The following is a 23,247-nucleotide window of genomic DNA, read 5'->3' on the forward strand; positions in this document are numbered from 1 at the left end:
CTCAGCGACGGAAGCGATCGTCGCGCGGATCGATGTCCTGGTCATCGGTGTCGGATGCTTCCTCTGCCGCCCTCGCCTGCGCCTCCGCAGCATCCAGGTCTTCGTTGACCTCGGCGCGATACCGTCCGCGACGGATGCGGCGCAGCATGTCCCAGACGAGCAGGAACACCGCCACGGCGATGAACGCGATGGCAGCGAAGCCCCACGGTCCGGGGGTGACGAGTTCGGCCGGAGGCGCGCTGGGCTCGGGGGTCACTGCGGCGAGAAGAATCGCGGCGTACATCACACATCCTCGTTCTGCGCGGGTAGCGCTTAACCTGGAGTTCCAGCCTAGTTCCGACCCGAGGTAGCGATGACCCAGCAGATGCTCGACGAACGGTACGGACGGCGACGCTCGCGCGGACGTCGGGCGATCGGCTGGACCGTCGTCGGGGCCGTCGCGGTCGGGCTGATCGGATGGGTCGGTTGGGGCACCGTGGCGCGCTCCATCGACGAGATCGACGACAACCTCACCGCCTACGAGGTCGTCGACGCGCACACGGTTTCGGTGACGTTCCAGATCACCTCTCCCCCGGGTCGTGGAGTCGCGTGCGTGCTGGAAGCGCAGGACGAGGAGCACGGGATCGTGGGCTGGCGGGTCGTGGAGTATCCCGCGGTCGACACGCATGCACGGGCCTTCTCGGAGGAGATCCCGACGGTCGCCCTGGCAACCAATGGTTTGGTCAACAGCTGCTGGGTCACGTAAACTCAGGACCCACATTCGATCGACGCCCTGGCCGACGCCGGGGCGTTTTGAATTGAGGGCGTCGCTATCGACGCCCCACGACGACCAAGGAGACCGACCGTGTCCAGCGACGCCCCGGTGACGTTCCTCACCCAGGATGCCTACGACCGCCTCGCCAACGAACTCGAACACCTGTCGACGACCGGCCGCGAGGAGATCGCGAAGCGCATCGAGTCGGCTCGCGAAGAGGGCGACCTCAAGGAGAACGGCGGCTACCACGCCGCGAAGGACGAGCAGGGGAAGCAGGAAGCACGCATCCGCACCCTGAAAGCGCTGCTGAAGGACGCCACGGTCGGCGAAGCTCCGCAGAGCCACGGCGTGGTCGAGTCGGGAACGATCGTGACCGCCATCGTCGCGGGGGGCGAAGAGCGCTTCCTCCTCGGCAATCGCGAGATCGCCGTCGACTCCGAACTCGACGTCTACAGCGAGGCCTCCCCGCTCGGAGCCGCGATCCTCGGCCAGAGCGAGGGAGCGAAGGTGACGTACACCGCGCCCAACGGCCGCGAGATCCCGGTCGAGGTCGTCAAGGTCGAGACCTACTCCGGCGAGTAGCCCGGCGTCGTCAGTCGCGCGAGACGGTGGCGGTGAACCCCGCCTCTTCGAGCGTGCTGATCACGAGACCACGGTGGTCTTCGCCCCGCGTCTCCACGCTCAGCTGCAGCACCACCTCGCTGATCTGCATGCCCTGACCGTGACGGGTGTGCATCACCTCGACCACGTTCGCCCCCACCTGCGCCAGGAGCTCCGACACCCGCGCGAGCTGCCCCGGACGATCGGGCAGCGGGATGCGCAGGGTCATGTAGCGACCGGATGCTGCGAGCCCGTGCGCGACGACGCGCTGCAGCAGCAGCGGATCGATGTTGCCGCCCGACAGGATCGACACGGTCGGACCGGAGGCGGTGACCTTGCCCGCAAGGATCGCCGCGACCCCGACCGCGCCGGCCGGCTCGACCACCTGCTTCGCCCGCTCCAGCAGCACGAGGAGCGCGCGGGCGATGTCGTCTTCGGTCACGGTGACCACGTCGTCGAGGTGCGTGCTGATGAGGGCGAACGGCAGATCGCCGGGGCGGGCGACCGCGATGCCGTCGGCGATGGTCGGTCGGGTCTCGACCTGGAGCGGACGCCCCGCGGCGAGTGACGACGGGTACGCCGCGGAGTTCTCGGCCTGCACCCCGATGACCCGCACGGTGCGTCCTTCAGCGGCGGCGCGAGCCTTGACGGCGGCGGCCACTCCGGCCGCGAGGCCTCCCCCGCCGATGCCCACGATGACGGTCTCGAGGTCGGGGAGGTCGTCCATGAGCTCGAGACCGAGCGTTCCCTGCCCCACGACGATGTCACGGTGATCGAAGGGGTGGATGAGCACCGCACCGGTCTGCGCGGCGAACTCCGCCGCCAGCCGCAGCGGCGTCTCGACCGTGTCACCCTCGAGGATCACCTCGGCGCCGTACCCGCGCGTTGCCAGCAGCTTCGGCAACGGCACGCCCAGCGGCATGAAGATCGTCGCGGGGATGCCGAGTTGCTGCGCGGCGAGAGCGACGCCCTGAGCGTGATTGCCCGCCGAGGCGGCGACGACGCCTCGCGCACGCTCGTCGGCCGTGAGACGGGACAAACGGTAGGTGGCCCCCCGGATCTTGAAGGATCCGGTGCGCTGCAGGTTCTCGAGCTTCAGATGCACCGGCACGTCGAGGAGGTCGCTGAGGTGCTGCGATTGGTCGAGCGGGGTGCGCGTGATGATGCCGCGAAGGGAGGCGGCCGCGTCTTCGAACTCGGCCAGGGTGGGATCGGTCATGCCTTTTTTCTCTCTTTGCGTGGCACGGTGCTCCAGATCAGATCTCCCGTGAGGGGCTGCTCGCCCACGGTCGTCCAGGCCCGTGACGACAGGTAGACCGCGACGACGTTCACGAACGCCGCGAGCGGAACCGCGAACAGTGCCCCGGGAATGCCGCCGACCATGGCGCCACCGGCGACGACCAGCACGACCGCGAGCGGATGCACCTTCACCGCCGAGCCCATCAGGATCGGCTGCAGGATGTGGCTCTCGATCTGCTGCACGAGCAACACGAAGATGAGCATCCACAGGGCGATCCACGGCCCGTTGTAGACGAGGGCGATGAACACGGCGACGGCACCCGTGACGACGGCGCCCACGAACGGGATGAAAGCGCCGAGGAACACGAGCACGCCGATCGGAATGGCCAGCGGCACGCCCAGGAAGAGGGCGCTGAGCCCGATGCCGACCGCGTCGATCGTGGCGACGAGCAGCTGCGTCCGGGCGTAGGTCACGACGGTGCGCCAGCCCGCGCGTCCGGCTCCGTCGACGGCCGGACGGGCGTCCTTCGGGAACAGACGCGTCGTCCACTGCCAGATGCGTCCGCCGTCGGCCAGGATGCACAGGAGGATGAAGATGGTCAGGAGGAGTCCGGTGGCCACGTGCCCGACGGTGCTACCGACGGCGAGCGCCCCGGTCCAGAGCACCTGGGCCTGTTGCTGCGCGAAGTCGATCGCCTGCGCGAGCCCGTCGTCGATCTGGGCCGCCGTCAGATGCAGGGGTCCGTCGATGAGGAACTGACGGAACTGCTGGGCCGACGCGACGGTGCGCTCCTGCACCGAGCGGAAGTCGCGGGTGATCTGCCACACGGCGACCCAGAACAGTCCGCCGACGATCGCCATCGTGCCGATGACCGTCACGACGATGGCGAGCCACCGGGGCCACCGGTGGCGCAGCATGAAGGTGAACGCGGGCCAGGTCAGAGCCGTGATGAGGATCGCGATCAGCAGCGGGATGACCAGCAGCTTGAGCTGGATGACCAGCCAGATCACGACACCGATCGCGGCGGCGAGCACGAGCAGTCGCCACGCGTAGGAGGTCGCGATGCGCAGGGCGTTCGGCACGGCGCTCGGGGCGTCGATCGTGACCGTGCGGCGACGCAGCGCGTCGAGGAACGAACCGCGGGATTCGGGGGCGGGATCGCTCATCCACTCAGTCTAGGCTCGGGGCATTCCGCGGCGGGCATGGCCGCCGCGGTGTCGGTGGCCATCAATAGGCTGGCTCGGTGAGACAGACCCTCGGACGAGCTGAAGCGCGTCGCATCGCCCTCGCCGCGCAGGGGTTCGCGCGACCTCGTCCCGAGACGGTCGGTACGCGGCAGCTCAACGCCGCGCTCGCGCGTATGGCGACCCTGCAGATCGATTCGGTCAACGTCTTCGCCCGTTCTCACTACATGCCGTTGTTCTCACGGCTGGGTGCGTACGACACCGCCCTGCTCGATCGCCTGCTGTTCTCGCGCAGACCTTCGTACGTCGAGTTCTGGGCGCACGTCGCAGCGTTCATCCCGGCCGATGACTGGGGCCTGTTCCGCTTCCGGATGGACGACCACCGCGCCAAGTACGCCGAGAAGGCCGACGCATGGATGGCGACGCATTCCGAGATCGTCGAGTGGGTGCGCGCCGAGCTCGCCTCTCGCGGTCCGCTGCGGCCGGCCCAGATCGAACACGATGCCGCGGGCGGTCAGCGCGGCCCGTGGTGGGGCTGGAACGACATCAAGCTCGCCCTCGAGTACCTGTGGCTCGTGGGCGACGTCGCCATCGCGGGGCGACGAGGATTCGAACGTCGCTACGCGCTCGCCGAGCAGGTGATCCCCGCCTCCGTACTCGCATCGCCCGTGGCGCGGCCCGATGCCATTCGAGAGTTGGTGCGGCGCGCGACTCGCGCCTACGGCGTCGCGACAGCATCCGATCTCGCCGATTACTGGCGCATCCGCGATCGCCGGGCCGTGCTGACCGCACTCGACGAGCTCACCGACCAGGGCGAGCTGCACCGTGTCACCGTCGAGGGGTGGGAGATCGGCGGACGCCCCGCGAAGGCGTGGCTGCACCGCGACGCGGTGCTGCCGCGCCGCCTGACCGGAGCGGCGATCCTCACCCCGTTCGACCCTGTGGTGTGGTTCCGCGACCGCGCGGAACGCCTCTTCGACTTCGAGTACCGCATCGAGATCTACACGCCGGCGCCGCAACGCCGGTACGGCTACTACTCTCTCCCGGTGCTCGTCGACGACGACATCGTCGGACGCATCGACCTCAAGGCCGATCGCGCCGCGAGCACTCTTCTCGTGCAATCCGCCTGGTGGGAGCACCGGCGACCGTCCGACGCCGCTGACCGCATCGCCGCCGAGATACGTCTGGCCGCCGCGTGGCAGGGGCTCGAACGGGTGTCGGTCTCACGATGGGGCGACGCCTCCGACGACCTCGCACGAGCGCTTCCGGGTGCGGGTCGGCACGAGCGAGCGACGACCCTCGAGGCCCTCGCGCTCGCGCCGGAAGAGCCCGGAGTCTGACGGTCAGAACTGAACGCGGGGCGGCTCGGAGATCGCCGCGCCGTCGACCACTTCGAAGAACTCGCGCTCGGAGAACCCGAGGCGGCGGGCGAAGAGATTGTTCGGGAAGACTTTGACCTTGGTGTTCAGTTCACGAACGCCACCGTTGTAGAACCGGCGCGATGCCTGGATCTTGTCTTCGGTATCGACGATCGACTGCTGAAGGTGCAGGAAGTTCTGGCTCGCCTGCAGCTGGGGATACGCCTCGGCCACCGCGAAGATCGACTTCAGGGCCTGTTGCATGTGCCCCTCCGCCACGCCGGCCTCGGCCGGTCCGGTCGCCGACAGGGTCTCTGCGCGCGCCCGCGTCACGTTCTCGAACACGGCTTTCTCGTGGGCCGCGTAGCCCTTCACCGCCTCGATGAGGTTCGGCAGCAGATCGGCCCGGCGCTTGAGCTGCACGGTGATGTCGCTCCACGCCTCGTCGACGCGGACGTTGAGCTGGACCAGCGAGTTATACGTCGCCCAGAGGTAGATTCCGCCGATGGCCACGAGGGCGACGACGGCCAAGACGGGGATGAGCCATTCCCACATTGCCGGGTTCTCCGTTCGACGGTTTTCCTCATCTTAGCCGCGGCGGTCGACGCAGAAGACTCGCGACCCCGCCTCCCAGGGGTTACTCACCGAGCACGCGTGCCAGATAGGGATTGACGAAGAGCCGATCCGGATCCAGCCGATCCCGCACCGCCAGGAAGTCGTCGAATCGTGGGTAGAGCGCGCGGAGTTCGTCGGCACCGAGCGAGTGTTCCTTGCCCCAGTGCGGTCGTCCGGCGAAACCGCGCATGACCTCACCGACCGCCTCGAAGTACTCCGTCGGGTCTTCTCGCCAGTACCGGTGCACGGCGATGTAACCGCTCTCCCTCCCCGACGCCGTCGACAACCACACGTCATCGGCGGCCGCCACGCGCACCTCGACGGGGAAGGAGATGCGCCACCCGCGCTCGGTGACGAGATCGCGCACGGCGGCGAACGCCGCAGGCAGGTCGTCGAGGGCGACCGCGTACTCCATCTCGCGGAACCGCACGGTGCGCGATTGCGTGAAGACGCGGTGGGAACGGTCGGCGTACGTGCGATTGCCCATCAGTGCACTGGCGACACGCGCCACCGGCGGAACCGTTGCGGGCACCACCGTGCCCACCGCGCACGTCGCTCGGTACACGCCGTTCGCGAGAAGCGACTCGTCCACCCATCGCCGCACCGGCGGGAGGGGACGGGTGGGACTCCCCTGCGGCAACCGCAGGTTCTCCTTCGTCACGGCGTCGTCCGTGTGTGGGAACCAGTAGAACTCGAAGTGGTCGGCCGCGCCGACGCGGTCGTGAAGAGAGCCGGTGACGTCGGCGAGCGGTTCGCGGCGCTCGGTGGCGTCGAGCACGAAGGCGGGCACGCACTGCAGCGTGACGTCGACGAGGATCCCGAGCGCGCCCAGACCCACCGCCACGGCCGGGAGCAGCTCGGGATTGCTCTCGTCGTCGACACGCAGCACCTCGCCGTCGGCGGTGACGAGGGTCGCGCCGACCACCTGCGTCGAGATGCCGCCGAAGCGCAGACCCGTGCCGTGGGTGCCGGTCGAGATGGCTCCGGCGACGGTCTGCCGGTCGATGTCGCCGAGGTTCGGCATCGCCAGTCCGTACGGCGCCAGGATGGCGGGGATCTCCCACAGACGCGTTCCAGCGCGCAGACGCACGCGTCCGCGATCGGTGTCGACGTCGATGAGGCCTCTGAGATCGCGCAGGTCGAGCATGATGCCTGCCGCAACGGCGATGCCCGAGAAGCTGTGCCCGGCGCCGACGGCCTTCACGGTGAGAGAACGGGCGGATGCTGCGGTCACGGCGCGGCGGACCGCACCCTCGTCGGCGGGGAACTCGATGCGATGGGGCCGAACCTTCTGCGAGCGCCCCCAGTTGCGCCAGACGCCACCCGGACGGGTCATAGGAACGTCTTCCCCTCGCCGCGGTAGGTGAGCGCCTCACCCTCGACGCGGTCGTCCTCCACGAGGAGGTAGCGGTCGACCCGTTCGGCGAGCTCGCCGCTCTTGGCGTGCCGGAACCAGACGCGATCTCCGATCCGCAGGCCCCGCGCGGCGACGCCCCGCAACGGGGTCTGCACCTCCCCCGCCCCCTCGCGCGAGAACATGGCCAGCCCTTCGGGCCACACCGGCAAAGGCTGTCGCGACGCTAGCGGCGGCCCCGATGCGATCCACCCGCCGCCGAGCACCGTCACGATGTCGGGGCGGGGCTTGCGCACGACCTCCAGCGCGAACGCCGCAGCCGGCGCCGGCTGGAACGCTCGGTATCCGTCGAAGAGGTGGCCCCCGAGCAGACCGCTCCCGGCGGTGAGCTCGGTGACGGACGTGTCGGAGGCCGTCTCCTCCAGCGATCCCGTCCCTCCGCCGTTGACGAACTCGAGCGGCACGACGTCGCGGACACCCGCGACGATCGCCCCGCGGCGCTCGAGGAGCTCGGCCGCCGAGCGACGCTGCATCCAGCGGATCACGGGGTCGGCGACCCCCGTGTCGTCCCCCTGCCCGGCGATCTGCGCTTCGTACATCATCAGTCCGACGAGATCGAAGCCGGGCCGGTCGGCGATGCGGCGGGCGAGGGCGACGACCTCCGCCGGCTCGTGCACGGGCGAACGGTGCACACCGATATGTCCGAGAACGGCCGACCGCCAGGAAGCATCCGCGTCGATCGCGATCCGGATGCGTGTTCGCGCGCCCGGCGACGCGAGGGCGTCGATGAGATCCAGCTGGGCCGGATCGTCGATCATCAGCGTGATGCGCGACGCGGCCTCGTCGTCGTTCGCCAGTCGCGAGAGGGCCTCCCTGTCGACGGTCGGATAGCCCAGCACGATGTCGTCGTGGTCGGCCGCGAGCCACAGCGCCTCGGGGAGCGTGTAGGCGAGGATGCCCCGGTAACCGGGCAGCGAGAGCACGGCGTCGAGCACCGAGCGCACCCGCACCGACTTGCTCGCGACACGCACCGGCACCCCGCTTGCGCGGACGAGCAGATCCGCCGCGTTGTAGCGGAGTGCGGGCAGGTGGATGGTCGCCAACGGACCGCTCACCGACGAGACGGCTCGGCCGAGGTGCGGCCAGAGCTCCGAGGCCGGCGGGTGCGCCGCCGGACGAGAGATCAGATCGATCGACACCGTGTGCGTCTCCCTCCGCGTGTGGGGTCAGCCTAGAACCATCGGCCGCAGCGCGGCGGTCAGGTCGTCGTCGGCAGTGAGAACGTGAAGACAGCGCCGACGCCCTTCGCCCCGCTCGCGGAGACCGCCCCGCCGTGGAGCGCGACAATCCTCGACACCGACGCGAGCCCGAGGCCGGTGCCGGGGAACTCGTCTTCGCTGTGAAGACGCGTGAGGGGACGGAAGACGCGGTCGGCATCGGAGGCGTCGAATCCCACGCCGTTGTCGCTCACCTCGAGCGTGCGGAACGCTCCGTCCGATCCGACGCAGCGCAGCCGGATCGTCGCGTCGTCGGTCGTGGAGGTGTATTTCACCGCGTTGTCGAACAGGTTGCTCAGCAGCAGGTGCACCATCGCGGGATCCGCCGAGACCCGGATGGCCGGTTCGACCTCGATGGTCACGCCGTGGGCGCGGCCCTGCACACGAAGGTCGGCGGCGATCCCTTCCGCGACCGCGCTCAGATCGACCGGCTCGACATGCAGCGGTTCGGTCGAGAGGCGGTAGACCGACAGCATCCGGTCGATCTGATCCGACATGCGCCGACCGGCGCCCAGCGCGGAGTGGGCGTAGGCGGCGGCGCTGGCGACGTCGGTCGCCGTGCCGTCGGCGACCAGCTCGGAGAAGCCCATCATTGCGCCGAGGGGCCCGCGCAGGTCGTGCACCAGCGAGTGCATGGCGGCATCGAGCTCGTCCGCCCGCGCGGCCTCCTGGTCGCGTTCCGCGCTGCGGCGGGCGATGGCCCCCCGCAGCTCCAGGTTCTCGAGAGCCACCGCGGTGCTGTTGGCGAGCACCTCCAGGTGACGCACCACCTCCGGCTCGGGGACATGGGGCTCAGCCCAGTACGCGCCGAGGACGCCGATCGGATCCGACGAGCGGATGGGCGCCATGCACAGGCTCGAGACGAAGGTCGGTCGGTACGCGTCGTGCGGGACGCGGTCGTCGTCGTAGATGTCGGCGATGACGACCGTCTGCCGGTGCAGCATCGACCACCCGCTCACGCACGCGTTCAGCGAGAATCTACTGCCCTTCCACAGCGGCGCGATCGCGTTCTCGTCGGCGTAGAAGCACTGGTCGTCTTCACGGAGCACGAAGGTCGCTCCGTCGGCCCCGGTGAGAGCGCGCACGGCTTCTGCGACGATCGCGGTGACCTGAGCGGAACTCGTCGCGGTCGACAATCGGTCGACCGTCTCGGTGAGAACGAGCGTTCTCGCACTGGTCGTCGGTTCTGTCACGGTCATGGTTGCCCCCCAAAGCAACTCTGATGCGCCTGAATGGAAAGACTAGCGGACGGGGCCGTCGCGAGTCGGGCCCGCACGTCTCTCCCGCCGGGGCCGTCCGCGCCGTACCCTGGTGCGGGGCGCGCATGCATCGCGCCGACGGACCGAAAGGACCCTCATGGCCGTTTTCTCCCGAGGCTTCGGGGCTCGCAGGCGCGAGTCCGACCCGAAGCTCCCTCCCGGCCAGTACCTGACCGAGGATTTCCCCGTGCTCTCCGCCGGGCCGACCCCGCGGATCGACACCGCGGAGTGGAGCTTCAGCATCCAGACCGAGAAGAACACGACGACCACCTGGTCATGGGACCAGCTGCACGATCTGCCGATCGAAGAGGTCGACACCGACATCCACTGCGTGACCCGGTGGTCCAAGCTCGGCACCTCGTGGCGGGGCGTCTCGCTCGACACCCTCTTCGCGGGCGTCGACACCGACTTCGCCTACGCGATGGCGCACTCGTACGGCGGATACACCACGAACATCGCGATGGCCGACCTGCTCGGAGGTAAGGCATGGGTGGCGTTCGAGTTCGGCGGTGAACCGCTCGATCCCGAGCACGGAGGGCCCGCGAGGCTGCTCGTGCCGCACCTGTACTTCTGGAAGAGCGCGAAGTGGGTGCGCGGACTGACCATGCAGAAGCACGACGATCCGGGATTCTGGGAGCAGAACGGGTACAACCTGCACGGCGACCCCTGGACCGAGGAACGCTATTGGTGAGCGTCGGCGGCTGGTTGCCAGCCACTCTTGCCGCGATCGAGCCCTCGACTCCGAGCGCGCGCGTGCTGCGTCTGGACGTGCCGGGGTGGACGGGCAACCTCCCCGGGCAGCACCTCGATCTTCGCCTGACGGCCGAGGACGGTTACCAGGCGGTCCGTTCGTATTCGATCGCCTCCTTCGGCCCCGGTGAGCGGGTCGAGCTGGGGGTCGACGAGGTTCCGGACGGCGAGGTGTCGCCCTACCTCGTGCTCGACGCGCGCCCCGGCGACGCCGTCGAGGTGAAGGGCCCCCTCGGCGCGTACTTCGTCTGGCGCGACGACGACCCCTCCCCCGTGCAGCTCATCGCCGGCGGATCGGGGATCGTTCCGTTGATCGCCATGGCGCGCGCACGCGCCGCGTCCGCCTCCGCGGCGCCGTTCCGTCTGCTGTACTCGGTGCGGTGCCCCGACGATGCCATGTACCGCGACGAGATCGAAACGCTCGGCGACGGTGTCGACATCACCTGGGCCTACACGCGCGAGGCACCGGTCGGGTGGACGCGGCCGGCAGGTCGCGTGAGCCAAGACCTGTTGCGGGATGCTGCGTGGTCGCCCGCGCAGTCGCCGGCGGTGTTCGTGTGCGGTCCGACCGGCTTCGTCGAGACGGTCGCGACGGCGCTGGTCGCCCTCGGCCACGACCCCGCGCGCGTGCGCACCGAGCGATTCGGAGGATAGGGATGGTCAGAGTGAAACCGGGCGACACGGTCGAGAGCGTGATCGTCGACGGTAATGCGGTCGCGGGACTGCTGTCCGACGCCCTGCAGTCCGACGCGACCCTGCTGCAGCTCACCTGCGGAACGTGCGGCGATCAGAGCGTGCTCGCCGAAGCGCTCGTCGAACTCGACGAGGCCGGCGCGATCGTGCGATGCCGGTCGTGCACCCACACGATGCTCACGCTGCTGCGGCGTCCGGAGGGCGTCACCCTGCGCATCGGGACGTTCGAGATGGTGTTCCCCGGCGCGGCCGGGTGAGCGCCGAACCGACCGCTCGGATGTGCCCCCGCTGGGACTCGAACCCAGACTGAAGCGATTTTAAGTCGCCTGCCTCTGCCATTGGGCTACGGGGGCCGGTGCCGGCACCTGCACGTCGCCGACACCACCACCGTAGTGCCGGTGCAGAACGAGCCGGGCACCCCGCAGGGTGCACCGGCTCGTTCGACGACGCGGGCGGATCAGCCGGCGGCGGCGACCTTCTCGGGCTCGGCCTTCTCGGCAGCCGGCTTCGACTCCTCGACCGCCGCGGGCTGCGGGGGCTTCGGACGAGCGGCGAACTCTTCGAACACGGCACGGGGGGTCTGGACGGCCTCGAGGCTGACGATGTCGCGACCGAGGAAGAAGTTGTTGATCCATCCCCACACCACGCGGATCTTGCGCTCCCACGAGGGCATCGCCATACCGTGGTAACCGCGGTGGGCGAACCACGCGATGAGACCCTTGAGAGCGATGTTGCCCGACTGGAAGACGCCGTTGTAGAGACCGAGGCCGGCGACGGCTCCCAGGTTCTTGTGGAAGTAGTTCTTCGGCTCTTCGCCGCGGACGATCGCGAGCACGTTCTTCGCGAGGAGCTTGCCCTGACGGACGGCGTGCTGGGCGTTCGGCACGCAGAAACCGCCGACACCACCACCGGAGAGGTCGGGGACGGCCGACACGTCACCGGCGGCCCAGGCGCCCTCGACGATCTCGTCGTCGGTGCCGACACGCAGGTCGGGACGGGTGCGGATGCGTCCGCGCTCCTCGACGGGCAGGTCGCCGCCGCGCACGACGGTCGGGTTGGCCATGACGCCGGCGGTCCAGACGATGAGGTCGGTCGGGATCGTCTCGCCCGTCGACAGCTGCACGATGCCGTCGACCGCGCTCTGCAGCTGCGTGTCGAGGTGCACGAACGCGCCGCGCTTGGCGAGGTCTTTCAGCACCCACTCGCTCGTCTTCAGCGAGACCTCGGGCATGATGCGCCCCATCGCCTCGATGAGGTGGAAGTGGGTCTCGTCGAACGACAGCTGCGGGTAATCCTTCAGCAGCGCCGATGCCAGCGAGCGCAGCTCGGCGAAGACCTCGATGCCGGCGAAACCGCCGCCGACGACGACGACCGTGAGGAGTCTCTCGCGCTCAGGGCCGGCGGGGAGCACCGACGCACGGTCGAAGTTCGACATGAGGCGGTCGCGCACGGCGACGGCCTCTTCGATGGTCTTGAGTCCGATCGCGTTGTCGGCGATGCCCGGGATCGGGAAGGTGCGCGAGACGGCTCCGGCGGTGACGACGATCTGGTCGTACTCCTGCTGCCACGGCTCGCCCTCGGCGGGCGTGATCGTGGCGACCTTGTTCGCGTGGTCGATCTTGGTGACCTTCGCCGTGACGACCGTCGTGCGCTTCAGGTGGCGACGCAGGGCGACGACGGCGTGGCGGGGTTCGATGGCGCCGGCCGCGACCTCGGGGAGGAACGGCTGGTAGGTCATGTACGGCAGCGGGTCGACGATCGTGACATCCGCTTCGCCGCGGCGGGACCGCTTCTCGAAGTGCCACGCGGTGTAGAACCCCGCGTATCCGCCACCGACGATGAGGATCCTGGGAACGGTGTTGGTCACGGTGGAAGAACTCCTAGATGATGGTGCGGCTTGGCCCGCGAGATGCGCGCGCCGATCTGATGCGCCGGACAGCAGCGGTGAAGCCGAGCGAGATCATTATAGCCGCGAGCGTGCCCGCCACGAGCGGCACCGTCCCATAGAGCAGGGTGTCGCCGCTCGGGACGAACGGCGAAGCCTCCGAGGAACGCTCCTCGGCATCGGGAAGCGGGGGCACCTCCACCGGGGTCGGCGTGACCGCGGGCGCGGGCGCGGCGTCGGCCCGGCGGTAGAGGCGGATCCACTCCTCCAGCGTCAGCCCGAGCGGGCTCTCGTCGACGGTCGCCACCTGCGCGGTGACCGCCGCGGAGGCGTTCACGAGACCGTACCCGTAGAGGGGATCGGGCAGCGCGGCGATCCCGGGCACGGGACTGGCGGTCTTGATCAGTCGGTTGATCACGTTGTCGGCGTCGAGCTCGGGGTGCGCCGAGCGGATGAGGGCGGCGATCCCCGCGACCAGCGGGGCCGCGCCGCTCGTGCCGTCCCACCAGACGAGCTGACCGCTCGGCGAAACGCCGAGAAGACGCTCGCTGGGAGCCGAGACCCCGATGGTGATGCCTTGAGTGGATGCTTCCTGACTCGCGACGCCCGACGGATCGACGCCCCCGACGGTCAACACACCGGGGATCGTGGCGGGTGCGCCGACGCGGTTGGTTCCGCTCCCGCGGTTTCCCGCCGCGACGATGACGACGACGTCGTTGTCGAACGCGTACTGGAACGCTTCGTCCCAGGTCTCATCCCAGTCGAGGGTGTTCGTCGTGAAGGAGAGGTTGATCACGTTGGCGCCGTTGTCGACCGACCAGTGGATGGCTTCGGCGATCTGCTGGATGAACGACACCGAAGAGGTGCCGCCGAACCCGACGGAGACGGACAGCAGTTCAGCTTCGGGGGCGACGCCGATCATCCCCCGCCCGTCACCGGTGCCCCGCGCGCCCGCGAGCGACGCGACCCAGCTGCCGTGCGCGCGGTCGGTGCCGCCCACCGGGGTGCGTCCGTCGGGCGTGCCCACGCCGGAGACGTCGATACCCCCGGCGACAGCGCCGGTGAACTCCACCGGCCCCGACGCGATACCCGTGTCGATGATGGCGATCCGCGAGCCGGCGCCGCGGGTGGTGTTCCACGCCTCGCGGATGCCGTACTGATCAAGCCAGTACTCCGCCGCTCTCACGCCGTCGGCGGGATCGTCGACCACGGGAGGGGCCGGGGTCGCCGCCCCGACCAGCGTGCCCGCCACGACCACCGAGAGGACGGCCGCGGCGAAGCGCTTCATGCCGCCGCTCCCGGACTCACGCAGACGCACTGCTCGGGCGACCAGGTGGAGCGTTCGAGTGCGCGGTCGCCGATGGGATTCACCCCCGGGCCGGCGGCGAGCGCGTGGCCCGCCAGGGCGTGGAGACACTTGACCCGCGTCGGCATGCCACCGGCCGACACACCGGCGATCTCCTCGGGCTCGCCGTACCGGGCCCGATCGCGCAGATACGCCTCGTGTGCGCGGAGGTACGCGTCGCGCTCGAGGTCGTCCTCGGCGAGCTCGTCGGTGAACTCGCGCATCACGTGATCCGCCTCGAGCGTCGACATCGCTGCCGTGGCGGCCGGGTGCGTGAGGTAGTAGAACGTCGGGAACGGTGATCCGTCGTCGAGACGCGGAAGGGTCGCGACGACGGTCGGGTTGCCGCAGACGCAACGGGCGGCGATGCCGACCACGCCGCGCGCGGGGCGCCCGAGCTGCTCGCGGAGCACGGCGAGCTCAGCGTCGGTGACCGGCGGGTAGGGCGGCGTACTCATCGCCCCCAGGCTACCGTGCGGCGCGCCCCTCACGCCGATCGGCGGCGCCGACCGCCGATGTCAGGGGGCGGGAACCGCGGTCTGGGCGAGACCTGCCGTCGTGACCGATCGCACGAGCTGTGCCATCCAGTCGGTGCGGGTCTGCTCGACGTCCTCGCTCACCGGAGCTTCGTCCTGAGGGAGGACCGACGGGGGCAGGTCGTCGTCGACGAGATAGACGACCTCACCGGGCTTGACGTAGTAGAGACGCTCACGGGCCTGCGTCGTGATGTAGGCGGGATCCGTCCATCGCTCGCGCTGCGCTTCGAGGTCGTCCACCTCGGACTGGCTGAGCGAGACAGCATCCTGGAGTCCCGCGATCTGTTGGCGTTGATCGACGTACGTTCCGACCGTCGGCACGAGGGTGAACACGGCGAGCACCACGAGCCCGAGCATGATGACCATGAACCCGGAGAAGCGGATGCCGCCCAGCCACGCGCGCACGTCGACGCGAGGGTCGCCCTGGCCGGACGTGCGAGAGGGAGGAACCCGATCGCTCATGGTTCCTCCCTCTCGTCGTGCGTGTTACTGCGTGTCAGCCCTTGAAGCGCGGGAAGGCGCCGCGGCCGGCGAAGACGCCGGCGTCGCCCAGCTCCTCCTCGATGCGCAGAAGCTGATTGTATTTCGCGACGCGCTCGCTGCGGGCGGGCGCGCCGGTCTTGATCTGACCCGCGTTCACCGCGACGGCGAGGTCGGCGATGGTGGTGTCTTCGGTCTCGCCCGAGCGGTGCGAGAGCATCGAACGGTAACCGTTCTGCGTCGCCAGCGAGATCGCGTCGAGCGTCTCGGAGAGCGTGCCGATCTGGTTGACCTTGACCAGGAGGGCGTTGGCGACGCCCAGGTCGATGCCACGCTGGAGGCGCTCGGGGTTCGTGACGAAGAGGTCGTCGCCGACGAGCTGCACCTGGGTGCCGAGCTTGTCGGTGAGCAGCTTCCACGCGTCCCAGTCGTCCTCTGCCAGCGCGTCTTCGATCGTGACGATCGGGTAGTTCGCGGCGAGGTCGGCGAAGTAGTCGGTCAGCTGCTCGGCCGACCACGACTTGCCCTCGACGGTGTAGACGCCGTCGGCGAAGAACTCGGTCGCGGCCACGTCGAGGCCCACGGCGATGTCGGTGCCGGGCGTGAAGCCGGCCTTCTCGATCGCGCCCATGAGGAAGTCGAGCCCCTCGCGGTTGCTGGGCAGGTCGGGGGCGAAGCCGCCCTCGTCGCCGAGGCCGGTGGCGAAGCCGGCGGCCTTCAGCTGGCCCTTGAGCACGTGGTAGACCTCGGTGCCCCAGCGCAGCGACTCGGAGAAGGACTCCGCGCCGATCGGAGCGAGGAAGTACTCCTGGAAGTCGATGCCGTTGTCGGCGTGCGAACCACCGTTGATGACGTTGAACAGCGGCACGGGGAGGACGTGCGCGTTGGGTCCGCCCAGGTAGCGGAACAGCGGCAGGTCGGCGCTGTCGGCGGCGGCCTTGGCCACGGCGAGGCTGACGCCGAGGATGGCGTTGGCGCCGCAGCGCGACTTGTTCTCGGTGCCGTCGGTCTCGATGAGGATCTCATCGACGATGCGCTGCTCGCTGGCTTCGACGCCCTCGAGCGCGGGGCCGAGCTCATCGACGACCGCAGCGACGGCCTTGAGGACGCCCTTGCCGCTGTAGCGGCTCTTGTCTCCGTCGCGGAGTTCGTACGCCTCGAAGGCGCCGGTGGATGCGCCGGACGGAACGGCCGCGCGCTGGACGATGCCGTCGTCGAGCAACACCTCCACCTCGACGGTCGGGTTTCCGCGCGAATCCAGAATCTCGCGCGCGTTGACAGCCTCGATAAGTGCCACGGAGGACTCCCTGTGTGATCTCGGGGTGTGAGGTGGTGCGGAGCGTCGTCGGTCCTCGTCGAGTCTAGTGATGCGAACGGCTCTCCACGGGGCGGGTCAGGATGCGGCGTCCGTCACGAGCGCGATGGCCACGCCGTCCCAGCCCTTGCGGTCGAGGGTCTGCAGCGCGGTGGCGTCGAATCGCGGGTCGCCGCCGAGCATCGCCAGGCCCGCGCGGGTGCCGACGATCCGCGGGTCGACGGTGTCGGCGTCGGCGACGTCGCCGTTGCGGCCGATGTTGTCGACGACCACGACGGTTCCGGGGCGCCCGAGCCGGGCCGCCCAGTCGAGGTAGATCGTGTTCGACTCCTTGTCGGCGTCGATGAAGACGAGATCGAACGGTTCGCCGCCGGCGAGGGTGGGGAGCACGTCGGCCGCCCGACCTTCGAGCACCTCGACCCGGCCGCTCTCCCCCGCCCGCTCGAGATTCGCGCGGGCGACGGCGGCATTCGCCGCCTCGGCCTCGATCGTGACGACACGCCCGTCGGCGGGAAGGCCCCGTGCCAGCCAGATCGTCGAGTAGGCACCGAGCGTGCCGATCTCGAGCACCCGGCGCGCGCCGCTCATCCGCACGAGCAGGTGGAGGAGCTTGCCGTTGACCGGTGCCACCTCGATCGAGGGCAGCCCCGCAGCATCCTGGTCTGCCACGGCCGCCTCGAGAGCGGGGTCGTGTCCGACGAGGGTCTCGGACAGATAGGCGTCGACCGCGCGGTACGCGGCGGGGGTGAGCTCGCTCATGCCGCCAGCCTCGCGTCCCGGCGCGCGCCTGGTCAAGGTGCTCCCCCGCGAGACCGCACGCTCGCGGACCGAGGAGGGCGGGCGGATGCTGCGGGGTCAGGCGTGGCGCGTCAGCGCGTGCAGCGCGACGGGGAGGAGCGCCTCGGCCGTGCGCCGGTAGCCCAGGGCGCTGGGGTGGAAGCGGTCGAGGCTGAACATCTCGTCGGGCTCGGACAGGAACATGGGCCCCACCGTCCGGCGCAGGGAGAACACCTCGGCACCCGCGGCAGTCGCGGCCTCCGCCTGCTCGTTCGCGAGCTGTCGTGAGAGCCGGGAGGCGAGGCTCCGCAGGGGCTGCGGGACGGCCCGCAACGACCGGAGGTCGGGACAGGTCGCGACGACGACGGCCGCGCCGCGTTCGTGCAACCGGCCGATCGCCTCGATGAGGTGCCCGGTCGCCACCGACACCGGTACACGGTGGGTGACGTCATTGCCGCCGACGACGATGACCGCCAGATCGGCGGCGTAGTCGGGGGGAAGCGTGTCGAGCTGTCCTGCCAACGCCGAGGACTCGGAGCCGACCACCGCCGCGGTCCTCAGCCGCACGGGCCGATGGGTGCGCCGGGCGAGCCCCTTCGCGAGGCGCGCGCCGAGGGTGTCTTTGCGTCGTTCGGCTCCGAGGCCGGCGGCGATGGAGTCGCCGAGCAGCAGGAGCTCGACCGGTGCCCCCTCGAGCGAGCGGCGCCACACCCGGTCGGAGTCGGGCGCGAGCTCACCCAGAGGCTTGCCGATGCGTCTGCGCGCGACGGCCGCCTGGCGGCGCAGCACCTCGCGCGATGCGACGACCACGACGCCGGCCCCGGCGAGTCCGGACGCGGCGATCGCGGCCACTCGAATGCGGCTCATGCCCCGATTCGACCCCGGCGAGCTGAACGGTACGTTGCCGGAGGGTGAAGAGGCCCCCCGTCAGGCGAGCGGCTTCACCTCGATGTCGGACGGGTTCGCGCCCGCGGCGACGAAGGCGAACCCGGTGTAGCCGTCAGTGGCCGCGCGTTCGAGGAGCGGCTTGAGATTCTTCGGGCGCTGCTCGAGGCGGACGCGTGCGCCCTCCGCGACGAGAGCGGCCTTCACGGCGACCAGCTCGGCGACCGTGACATCGCGGTCGTGCACGAGCACGATCGCCCGGTCGGCGGCGTCCGCATCGCCCTCGAGCAGGTCGACGATGCGCTCGAAACCGATCGAGAAACCGACGGCAGGCACGTCCTGGCCGAGGAACCTCCCGATCATGCCGTCATAACGGCCGCCGCCGCCGAGCGAGTAGCCGACGCTCGGGTGGGCGAGCTCGAAGATCGTGCCGGTGTAGTAGCCCATGCCGCGCACGAGGAACGGATCGAACACGACCGGGATGCCGGACTCCCCCGGCCGCGCGGCGGCGACGGCGTCGCCGATCCCCGTCAGGTGCGCGACGATCTCATCGGGGACCCCGTCGGGGAGCGCACCGCGGATCTGCTGCTCGCCGAACGGCACGTCCGCATCCGAGGTGCGGCGGAGGAACTCCCCGAACGCCTCGACGGCCGCGGCGGCGGCACCGCGGTCGGCGAGCTCGCGCACCACGCCGTCGGGCCCGATCTTGTCGAGCTTGTCGATCGTGATGAGTACGCGGGGGCGTTCGTCTTCGGCGAAACCGAAGCTCGACAGCATCCAGTCGAGCACCCGGCGATCGTTCACCCGCACGACCCCTCCCTCGAGCCCGAGCGCGTCGAGGGTGTCGAGCGTGGCGGCGATGAGTTCGGCCTCGGCGCGCGCGGTGGCATCGCCGATGATGTCGATGTCGCACTGCACGAACTGGCGGTAGCGGCCCTTCTGCGGCCGTTCGGCACGCCAGACGGGGGCGATCTGGATCGCGCGGAACACCCCGGGCAGTTCGCCGCGGTGGCTCGCATAGAAGCGCGCGAGCGGCACGGTGAGGTCGTAGCGGAGCCCGAGGTCGGTGAGGGCCGCCGGGTCGTCGGCAGCGGCGCGGATGGCGTCGGCGTCGAGCCCGCGGGCCAGAACGTTGAAGGCGAGCTTCTCGTTGTCGCCACCGATGCCCGCGTGCAGGCGCGAGTACTCCTCCATGACGGGGGTCTCGATCTCGTCGAAGCCGTGCGCGCGGTAGCGATCACGGATGACGGCGAGCACGCGCTCGCGACGGGCCTTCTCGGCGGGGAGGAAGTCGCGCATGCCGCGCGGCGGGTTCACGGTTGCCACCGCGCCATTCTTCCAGGTTGCCGCGGGGCGCTCCGCCGCGCCCGATCACTGAGAGTCCACAACACCCGGAGGCAGCGCGAGGCGCGTCCGGGTGTCGTGGACTCTCAGCGCGCTACGCGGGCTCCTCCGCCGCGCGGACGTCGGCCTGCAGCATCCGCAGACGCTCGCGGAGCGCGCGCTCGGCGTCCCAGCCGTTGCCGCGCGCCTCGGCGACGAGCGCGAGGAGCGCGTCGCCGAGCTCGGCCTCCGTCCGCGCCGGCGCAGCGGCAGGCATCGCCTCGACGCCGACCTGCGCGGCGCGGCCGAGCACTTTCTGCGCGAGCGCGAGTGACGGCATGTGCTCCGACACGCCGTCGAGCACGCTCGTGCGCGTGCGCTTCTCCGCGGCCTTGGCCGCATTCCAGTGCACGAGCACCTGCTCGGGCGTCGTTGCCACCTCGCCGGCGAACACGTGCGGGTGACGGCGCACCATCTTCTCGGTCAGCACCCGTGCGACGTCGTCGATGTCAAAAGGGTCGTCCTCATCGCGAGACGCGATCTCGGCGTGGAAGAGCACCTGCCACAGCAGGTCTCCCAGCTCTTCACGCAGGTCGTCGCGACTGCCCGCCTCGACCGCATCGATCACCTCGGCGCTCTCCTCGACCAGGTAGGGCACGAGGGCGCGGTGATCGATCTGCTGCGACCAGACGCACCGGTCGCGCACGGCGCGCATGGTCTCAGCGGCTTCGCGGAGCGGATCGACGGTGCTCATGAGGACTCCCGGGGAGAAGGATGCTGCGGCGTGCGCGCCACGAGACGAGTATCGCGGTCCTCCGGCCGCACCGGACCCACCCGTCGAGACGGGCCGTGTCACATCACCGTCATCCGGCGGCGCTAGCGTGGAGGGATGCGCGAATTGACCCACACGGAGGCCATCGACCTGGTCGGCCGCTTCGAAGCCGCCGAGGAGCTGCCCGAGCAGATGCGTTCCGACGTGCGACTGCTCGGCTCGCTGCTCGGGCGCGTTCTGCGTGAGAGCGGCTCCCCCGGTCTGTACGAAGACGTCGAACGCCTCCGCACGGCGACGATCCACGCCTACACCGATGAGACCCCCGAGGCCTTCGCGCGTGCGGCGGCCATCGCCGACGGGTTCACCGTCGCGCGTGCCGACGAGGTCGCCCGCGCCTTCACGGCCTACTTCCACCTCGTGAACCTCGCGGAGGAGCACCAGCGCGTGCGTGCGCTTCGCGAGCGCGACGGACGACCGGGGCGCTCCGCCACCGACTCCATCGCCGGCGCGTACGCGCAGCTGTCGTCCGAGGTCGGCGAGGCGGCGGCGCTGACCCGCCTGCAGTCGCTGCGGTTCCACCCGGTCTTCACCGCGCACCCGACCGAAGCCCGCCGCCGCGCGGTGTCGAGCAGCATCCGACGCCTCGCGGAGTTCATCGACGAGCGCGACGCGGCGATCCGCGACGGCGCCGACTCGGCCCGCATCGAACCGAAGATGATCGAGGAGATCGACACCCTGTGGCGCACCGCGCCGCTGCGCGCCGAGAAGCCGTCTCCCACCGACGAGGTGCGCGCTGTCATGGCGATCTTCGACGAGACCCTCTACACGGCTGTGCCCGACGTCTACCGGCGCATCGACGAGGCGATCCAGGGAGCGGATGCGGGGTCCCGCCCGCCGATCGTGCGCCCCTTCGTGCGCGTGGGATCGTGGGTCGGCGGCGACCGCGACGGCAACCCGTTCGTGACCGCGAAGGTGACCCGCAAAGCCGCGGGGATCGCCAGCGAGCACGTGCTCCTCGGTCTCGAGCGCACGGCGCAGCGCATCGGCCGCGGTCTGACGCTCGACGCGACGACGACTCCGCCGAGCGAGGCGCTGCTGGCACTGTGGCGGCGTCTCCGCGCCGCCGACGAGGACGCCGCCACCGAGATCGCCAAGCGCTCGCCCAACGAGCCGCACCGCCGCATCCTGCTCGTCGTGGCTCGGAAGATCGCCGCGACGCGCACCCGTGACGCCGACCTGGCGTATCGCGACCCCGACCACCTCCTCGCCGACCTCCGCACGGTGCAGGAGTCGCTCGTGGCGGCCGGTGCACCGCGCCAGGCGTACGGCCAGCTGCAGCACATGATCTGGCAGGTGGAGACGTACGGCTTCCACCTCGCCGAGCTCGAGGTGCGTCAGCACTCCGCCGTCCACCGCGCCGTGCTCGCCGAGCTCGCCGCCGGCGGCGCGCGCAGCGAACAGACCGAAGAGGTGCTCGAGGTCTTCCGCGCGATCGCCTTCGTGCAGGAGCGCTTCGGCCCGCGCGCTGCGGGACGCTACATCGTGTCGTTCACGCAGTCGGCCGAAGACCTCGCGAACGTGCATGAGCTGGCCCGTCACGCCATGGGCGAGGGCGCGACCCTGCCCGTTCTCGACGTCATCCCGCTGTTCGAGACCTTCGCCGATCTGCAGGCCGCGCCGGCCATCCTCGCCGAGGTCGTGCATCACCCCGAGTTCGAGGCGCGGCTGAACGCGACCGACCGCCGCCTGGAGGTCATGCTCGGCTACTCCGACTCGTCGAAGGACGTCGGCCCGGTCGCGGCGAATCTCGCGCTCTACGAGGCGCAGGCGAAGATCGCGGCCTGGGCCGATGAGAGCCGCATCGAGCTGACGCTGTTCCACGGTCGCGGCGGTGCGCTCGGCCGCGGCGGCGGGCCCGCGAACTCGGCGATCCTCGCCCAGCCGCCGCACTCGGTCGACGGGCGCTTCAAGCTCACCGAGCAGGGCGAGGTCATCTTCGCCCGCTACGGCGACCCCGCCATCGCGATGCGACACATCGATCAGGTGGCCGCCGCCGTGCTCATGGCCTCGGCGCCCTCGAACGAAGACCGCAACCGCGATGCCGCCGAGCGCTACGCCGATGTCGCCGCGGCGATGGACGAAGCATCCCGCGCCCGCTTCTTCGAACTGGTCAAGGCGCCCGGCTTCGCTCCGTGGTTCGCGACCGTCACACCGATGGAGGAGCTCGGCAACCTCGCACTCGGCTCGCGCCCCGCGCGCCGTGGCCTGTCGGTCGAGTCGCTCGAAGACCTGCGGGCGATCCCGTGGGTGTTCGCGTGGACGCAGGCCCGCATCAACCTCGCCGGCTGGTTCGGACTCGGTACGGCCCTCGAGGCCGTCGGCGACGAGCACCGGCTCCGTCAGGCGTACGCCGACTGGCCGCTGTTCCGCACCCTCGTCGACAACGTGGCCATGAGCCTCGCGAAGGCCGACGCGCGGATCGCCCGGCGCTACCTCGACCTCGGCGACCGCGACGACCTCGCCGACCTCGTCATGGGCGAGATGCTGCTGACGCGGTCGTGGGTGATCCGCGTGACCGCCGGCTCGGAGCTGCTCGACAACAAGCCGGTGCTCCAGCGCGCGGTGAAGATGCGCAGCCCTTACGTCGACGCCCTCTCGCTCCTGCAGCTGCGGGCGCTGCGGTCGCTCCGCTCCGGCGACGAGGCGACGCCCAGCGATCCCGAGCAGGAGCGCCTGCTGCTGCTCTCGGTCAGCGGGGTCGCGGCCGGGCTCCAGAACACGGGCTGAGCGCGCAGCATCCGCTCGAGGGTGCCCGTTTTCGCCGATCGTGCCCGCTAGTTGCGGC

General features: G+C 70.2%; 23 protein-coding genes and 1 tRNA gene. 7 read left to right on the forward strand and 17 right to left on the reverse strand.

The features are described 5' to 3' along the window. Window position 1: 1 nt before the first annotated feature. Window positions 2-283 (reverse strand): hypothetical protein, encoded by a 282-nt coding sequence (locus tag ABTU82_RS03065; protein ID WP_116646164.1) that lies wholly within the window; start codon window positions 281-283, stop codon window positions 2-4. Between the two features lie 69 nt (window positions 284-352). Here ABTU82_RS03065 and ABTU82_RS03070 point away from each other — a divergent pair, with 69 nt between their 5' ends. Next, entirely contained in the window at window positions 353-745 is a 393-nt protein-coding gene (locus tag ABTU82_RS03070; protein WP_116646163.1) for a DUF4307 domain-containing protein, read from the forward strand. Between the two features lie 99 nt (window positions 746-844). Then, window positions 845-1,336: a transcription elongation factor GreA gene (greA, locus tag ABTU82_RS03075; protein WP_116646162.1), complete on the forward strand. Its 492-nt coding sequence runs from the start codon at window positions 845-847 to the stop codon at window positions 1,334-1,336. A gap of 10 nt (window positions 1,337-1,346) precedes the next feature. Here the strand turns inward: greA and ilvA are convergent, their stop codons facing one another. Both ilvA and ABTU82_RS03085 read right to left on the reverse strand, forming a co-directional pair. Continuing rightward, the gene (gene ilvA, locus ABTU82_RS03080) at window positions 1,347-2,573 is read right to left on the reverse strand and encodes a threonine ammonia-lyase (RefSeq protein WP_116646161.1); all 1,227 of its coding nucleotides are present in this window, start codon (window positions 2,571-2,573) and stop codon (window positions 1,347-1,349) included. Then, window positions 2,570-3,760, reverse strand: coding sequence for an AI-2E family transporter (locus ABTU82_RS03085; protein WP_116646160.1), 1,191 nt, complete (start codon window positions 3,758-3,760; stop codon window positions 2,570-2,572). The genes ilvA and ABTU82_RS03085 overlap by 4 nt, the downstream gene beginning before the upstream one ends. A 77-nt stretch (window positions 3,761-3,837) precedes the next feature. Here ABTU82_RS03085 and ABTU82_RS03090 point away from each other — a divergent pair, with 77 nt between their 5' ends. Further along, entirely contained in the window at window positions 3,838-5,118 is a 1,281-nt protein-coding gene (locus ABTU82_RS03090; protein WP_407171672.1) for a winged helix-turn-helix domain-containing protein, read from the forward strand. 3 nt (window positions 5,119-5,121) lie between these two features. On the opposite strand, the gene ABTU82_RS03095 is transcribed toward ABTU82_RS03090, so the two are convergent. From ABTU82_RS03095 to ABTU82_RS03110, 4 genes are all read right to left on the reverse strand, one after another. Next, window positions 5,122-5,691 (reverse strand): LemA family protein, encoded by a 570-nt coding sequence (locus tag ABTU82_RS03095; protein WP_116646158.1) that lies wholly within the window; start codon window positions 5,689-5,691, stop codon window positions 5,122-5,124. Between the two features lie 82 nt (window positions 5,692-5,773). Beyond that, a complete protein-coding gene (locus ABTU82_RS03100) occupies window positions 5,774-7,087 on the reverse strand; it encodes a D-arabinono-1,4-lactone oxidase (RefSeq protein ID WP_407171673.1) in 1,314 nt (437 codons plus the stop codon). Further along, the gene (locus ABTU82_RS03105; RefSeq protein WP_407171675.1) at window positions 7,084-8,304 is read right to left on the reverse strand and encodes an alanine racemase; all 1,221 of its coding nucleotides are present in this window, start codon (window positions 8,302-8,304) and stop codon (window positions 7,084-7,086) included. Before ABTU82_RS03105 ends, ABTU82_RS03100 begins: the two co-directional genes overlap by 4 nt. 59 nt (window positions 8,305-8,363) lie before the next feature. Beyond that, entirely contained in the window at window positions 8,364-9,581 is a 1,218-nt protein-coding gene (locus tag ABTU82_RS03110) for a sensor histidine kinase (protein WP_407171677.1), read from the reverse strand. Window positions 9,582-9,738: 157 nt separating this feature from the next. Here ABTU82_RS03110 and ABTU82_RS03115 point away from each other — a divergent pair, with 157 nt between their 5' ends. From ABTU82_RS03115 to ABTU82_RS03125, 3 genes are read left to right on the forward strand one after another with little or no spacing between them, the layout of a single operon-like run. Then, on the forward strand, window positions 9,739-10,332 hold the full coding sequence (locus tag ABTU82_RS03115; protein WP_407171678.1) for a molybdopterin-dependent oxidoreductase: 594 nt from the start codon (window positions 9,739-9,741) through the stop codon (window positions 10,330-10,332). Further along, entirely contained in the window at window positions 10,329-11,045 is a 717-nt protein-coding gene (locus ABTU82_RS03120; RefSeq protein ID WP_407171680.1) for an FAD-binding oxidoreductase, read from the forward strand. The genes ABTU82_RS03115 and ABTU82_RS03120 overlap by 4 nt, the downstream gene beginning before the upstream one ends. A gap of 2 nt (window positions 11,046-11,047) precedes the next feature. After that, on the forward strand, window positions 11,048-11,341 hold the full coding sequence (locus ABTU82_RS03125) for a DUF6510 family protein (RefSeq protein ID WP_116646153.1): 294 nt from the start codon (window positions 11,048-11,050) through the stop codon (window positions 11,339-11,341). Between the two features lie 23 nt (window positions 11,342-11,364). On the opposite strand, the gene ABTU82_RS03130 is transcribed toward ABTU82_RS03125, so the two are convergent. The 10 genes from ABTU82_RS03130 to ABTU82_RS03175 all read right to left on the reverse strand — a co-directional run bounded on the left by ABTU82_RS03130 (window position 11,365) and on the right by ABTU82_RS03175 (window position 20,384). Then, window positions 11,365-11,437 (reverse strand) — tRNA-Leu (locus ABTU82_RS03130). A gap of 104 nt (window positions 11,438-11,541) precedes the next feature. Beyond that, on the reverse strand, window positions 11,542-12,951 hold the full coding sequence (locus ABTU82_RS03135; protein WP_407171681.1) for an NAD(P)/FAD-dependent oxidoreductase: 1,410 nt from the start codon (window positions 12,949-12,951) through the stop codon (window positions 11,542-11,544). A gap of 13 nt (window positions 12,952-12,964) precedes the next feature. Beyond that, a complete protein-coding gene (locus ABTU82_RS03140) occupies window positions 12,965-14,257 on the reverse strand; it encodes a S8 family serine peptidase (RefSeq protein ID WP_407171683.1) in 1,293 nt (430 codons plus the stop codon). Next, window positions 14,254-14,772 (reverse strand): DUF501 domain-containing protein, encoded by a 519-nt coding sequence (locus tag ABTU82_RS03145; RefSeq protein WP_407171685.1) that lies wholly within the window; start codon window positions 14,770-14,772, stop codon window positions 14,254-14,256. The genes ABTU82_RS03140 and ABTU82_RS03145 overlap by 4 nt, the downstream gene beginning before the upstream one ends. A 60-nt stretch (window positions 14,773-14,832) precedes the next feature. Next, entirely contained in the window at window positions 14,833-15,312 is a 480-nt protein-coding gene (locus ABTU82_RS03150; protein ID WP_407171687.1) for an FtsB family cell division protein, read from the reverse strand. A gap of 34 nt (window positions 15,313-15,346) precedes the next feature. Next, on the reverse strand, window positions 15,347-16,627 hold the full coding sequence (gene eno / locus ABTU82_RS03155; RefSeq protein WP_407171688.1) for a phosphopyruvate hydratase: 1,281 nt from the start codon (window positions 16,625-16,627) through the stop codon (window positions 15,347-15,349). Between the two features lie 96 nt (window positions 16,628-16,723). Beyond that, a complete protein-coding gene (locus tag ABTU82_RS03160) occupies window positions 16,724-17,404 on the reverse strand; it encodes an O-methyltransferase (protein ID WP_407171689.1) in 681 nt (226 codons plus the stop codon). A gap of 96 nt (window positions 17,405-17,500) precedes the next feature. Beyond that, the gene (locus ABTU82_RS03165; RefSeq protein WP_407171691.1) at window positions 17,501-18,289 is read right to left on the reverse strand and encodes an SGNH/GDSL hydrolase family protein; all 789 of its coding nucleotides are present in this window, start codon (window positions 18,287-18,289) and stop codon (window positions 17,501-17,503) included. Between the two features lie 60 nt (window positions 18,290-18,349). Then, entirely contained in the window at window positions 18,350-19,606 is a 1,257-nt protein-coding gene (hisS, locus tag ABTU82_RS03170) for a histidine--tRNA ligase (protein WP_407173285.1), read from the reverse strand. Between the two features lie 139 nt (window positions 19,607-19,745). Further along, entirely contained in the window at window positions 19,746-20,384 is a 639-nt protein-coding gene (locus ABTU82_RS03175; RefSeq protein WP_116646145.1) for a nucleoside triphosphate pyrophosphohydrolase, read from the reverse strand. A gap of 135 nt (window positions 20,385-20,519) precedes the next feature. On the opposite strand from ABTU82_RS03175, the gene ABTU82_RS03180 reads away from it, so the two are divergent. Continuing rightward, a complete protein-coding gene (locus ABTU82_RS03180) occupies window positions 20,520-23,189 on the forward strand; it encodes a phosphoenolpyruvate carboxylase (RefSeq protein ID WP_407171693.1) in 2,670 nt (889 codons plus the stop codon). Window positions 23,190-23,247: the final 58 nt, after the last annotated feature.

It is taken from the genome of Microbacterium deferens, from assembly GCF_045517775.1.
GTDB lineage: Bacteria > Actinomycetota > Actinomycetes > Actinomycetales > Microbacteriaceae > Microbacterium.

What these genes read in the sequence shown, in the direction of transcription:
- ABTU82_RS03065 (WP_116646164.1), bottom strand. Translation starts at nt 283, where the DNA reads ATGTACGCCGCGATTCTTCTCGCCGCAGTGACCCCCGAGCCCAGCGCG.
- ABTU82_RS03070 (WP_116646163.1), top strand. Translation starts at nt 353, where the DNA reads ATGACCCAGCAGATGCTCGACGAACGGTACGGACGGCGACGCTCGCGC.
- ilvA (WP_116646161.1), bottom strand. Translation starts at nt 2,573, where the DNA reads ATGACCGATCCCACCCTGGCCGAGTTCGAAGACGCGGCCGCCTCCCTT.
- ABTU82_RS03085 (WP_116646160.1), bottom strand. Translation starts at nt 3,760, where the DNA reads ATGAGCGATCCCGCCCCCGAATCCCGCGGTTCGTTCCTCGACGCGCTG.
- ABTU82_RS03095 (WP_116646158.1), bottom strand. Translation starts at nt 5,691, where the DNA reads ATGTGGGAATGGCTCATCCCCGTCTTGGCCGTCGTCGCCCTCGTGGCC.
- ABTU82_RS03100 (WP_407171673.1), bottom strand. Translation starts at nt 7,087, where the DNA reads ATGACCCGTCCGGGTGGCGTCTGGCGCAACTGGGGGCGCTCGCAGAAG.
- ABTU82_RS03110 (WP_407171677.1), bottom strand. Translation starts at nt 9,581, where the DNA reads ATGACCGTGACAGAACCGACGACCAGTGCGAGAACGCTCGTTCTCACC.
- ABTU82_RS03115 (WP_407171678.1), top strand. Translation starts at nt 9,739, where the DNA reads ATGGCCGTTTTCTCCCGAGGCTTCGGGGCTCGCAGGCGCGAGTCCGAC.
- ABTU82_RS03125 (WP_116646153.1), top strand. Translation starts at nt 11,048, where the DNA reads ATGGTCAGAGTGAAACCGGGCGACACGGTCGAGAGCGTGATCGTCGAC.
- ABTU82_RS03140 (WP_407171683.1), bottom strand. Translation starts at nt 14,257, where the DNA reads ATGAAGCGCTTCGCCGCGGCCGTCCTCTCGGTGGTCGTGGCGGGCACG.
- ABTU82_RS03145 (WP_407171685.1), bottom strand. Translation starts at nt 14,772, where the DNA reads ATGAGTACGCCGCCCTACCCGCCGGTCACCGACGCTGAGCTCGCCGTG.
- ABTU82_RS03150 (WP_407171687.1), bottom strand. Translation starts at nt 15,312, where the DNA reads ATGAGCGATCGGGTTCCTCCCTCTCGCACGTCCGGCCAGGGCGACCCT.
- ABTU82_RS03160 (WP_407171689.1), bottom strand. Translation starts at nt 17,404, where the DNA reads ATGAGCGAGCTCACCCCCGCCGCGTACCGCGCGGTCGACGCCTATCTG.
- ABTU82_RS03165 (WP_407171691.1), bottom strand. Translation starts at nt 18,289, where the DNA reads ATGAGCCGCATTCGAGTGGCCGCGATCGCCGCGTCCGGACTCGCCGGG.
- hisS (WP_407173285.1), bottom strand. Translation starts at nt 19,606, where the DNA reads ATGCGCGACTTCCTCCCCGCCGAGAAGGCCCGTCGCGAGCGCGTGCTC.
- ABTU82_RS03175 (WP_116646145.1), bottom strand. Translation starts at nt 20,384, where the DNA reads ATGAGCACCGTCGATCCGCTCCGCGAAGCCGCTGAGACCATGCGCGCC.
- ABTU82_RS03180 (WP_407171693.1), top strand. Translation starts at nt 20,520, where the DNA reads ATGCGCGAATTGACCCACACGGAGGCCATCGACCTGGTCGGCCGCTTC.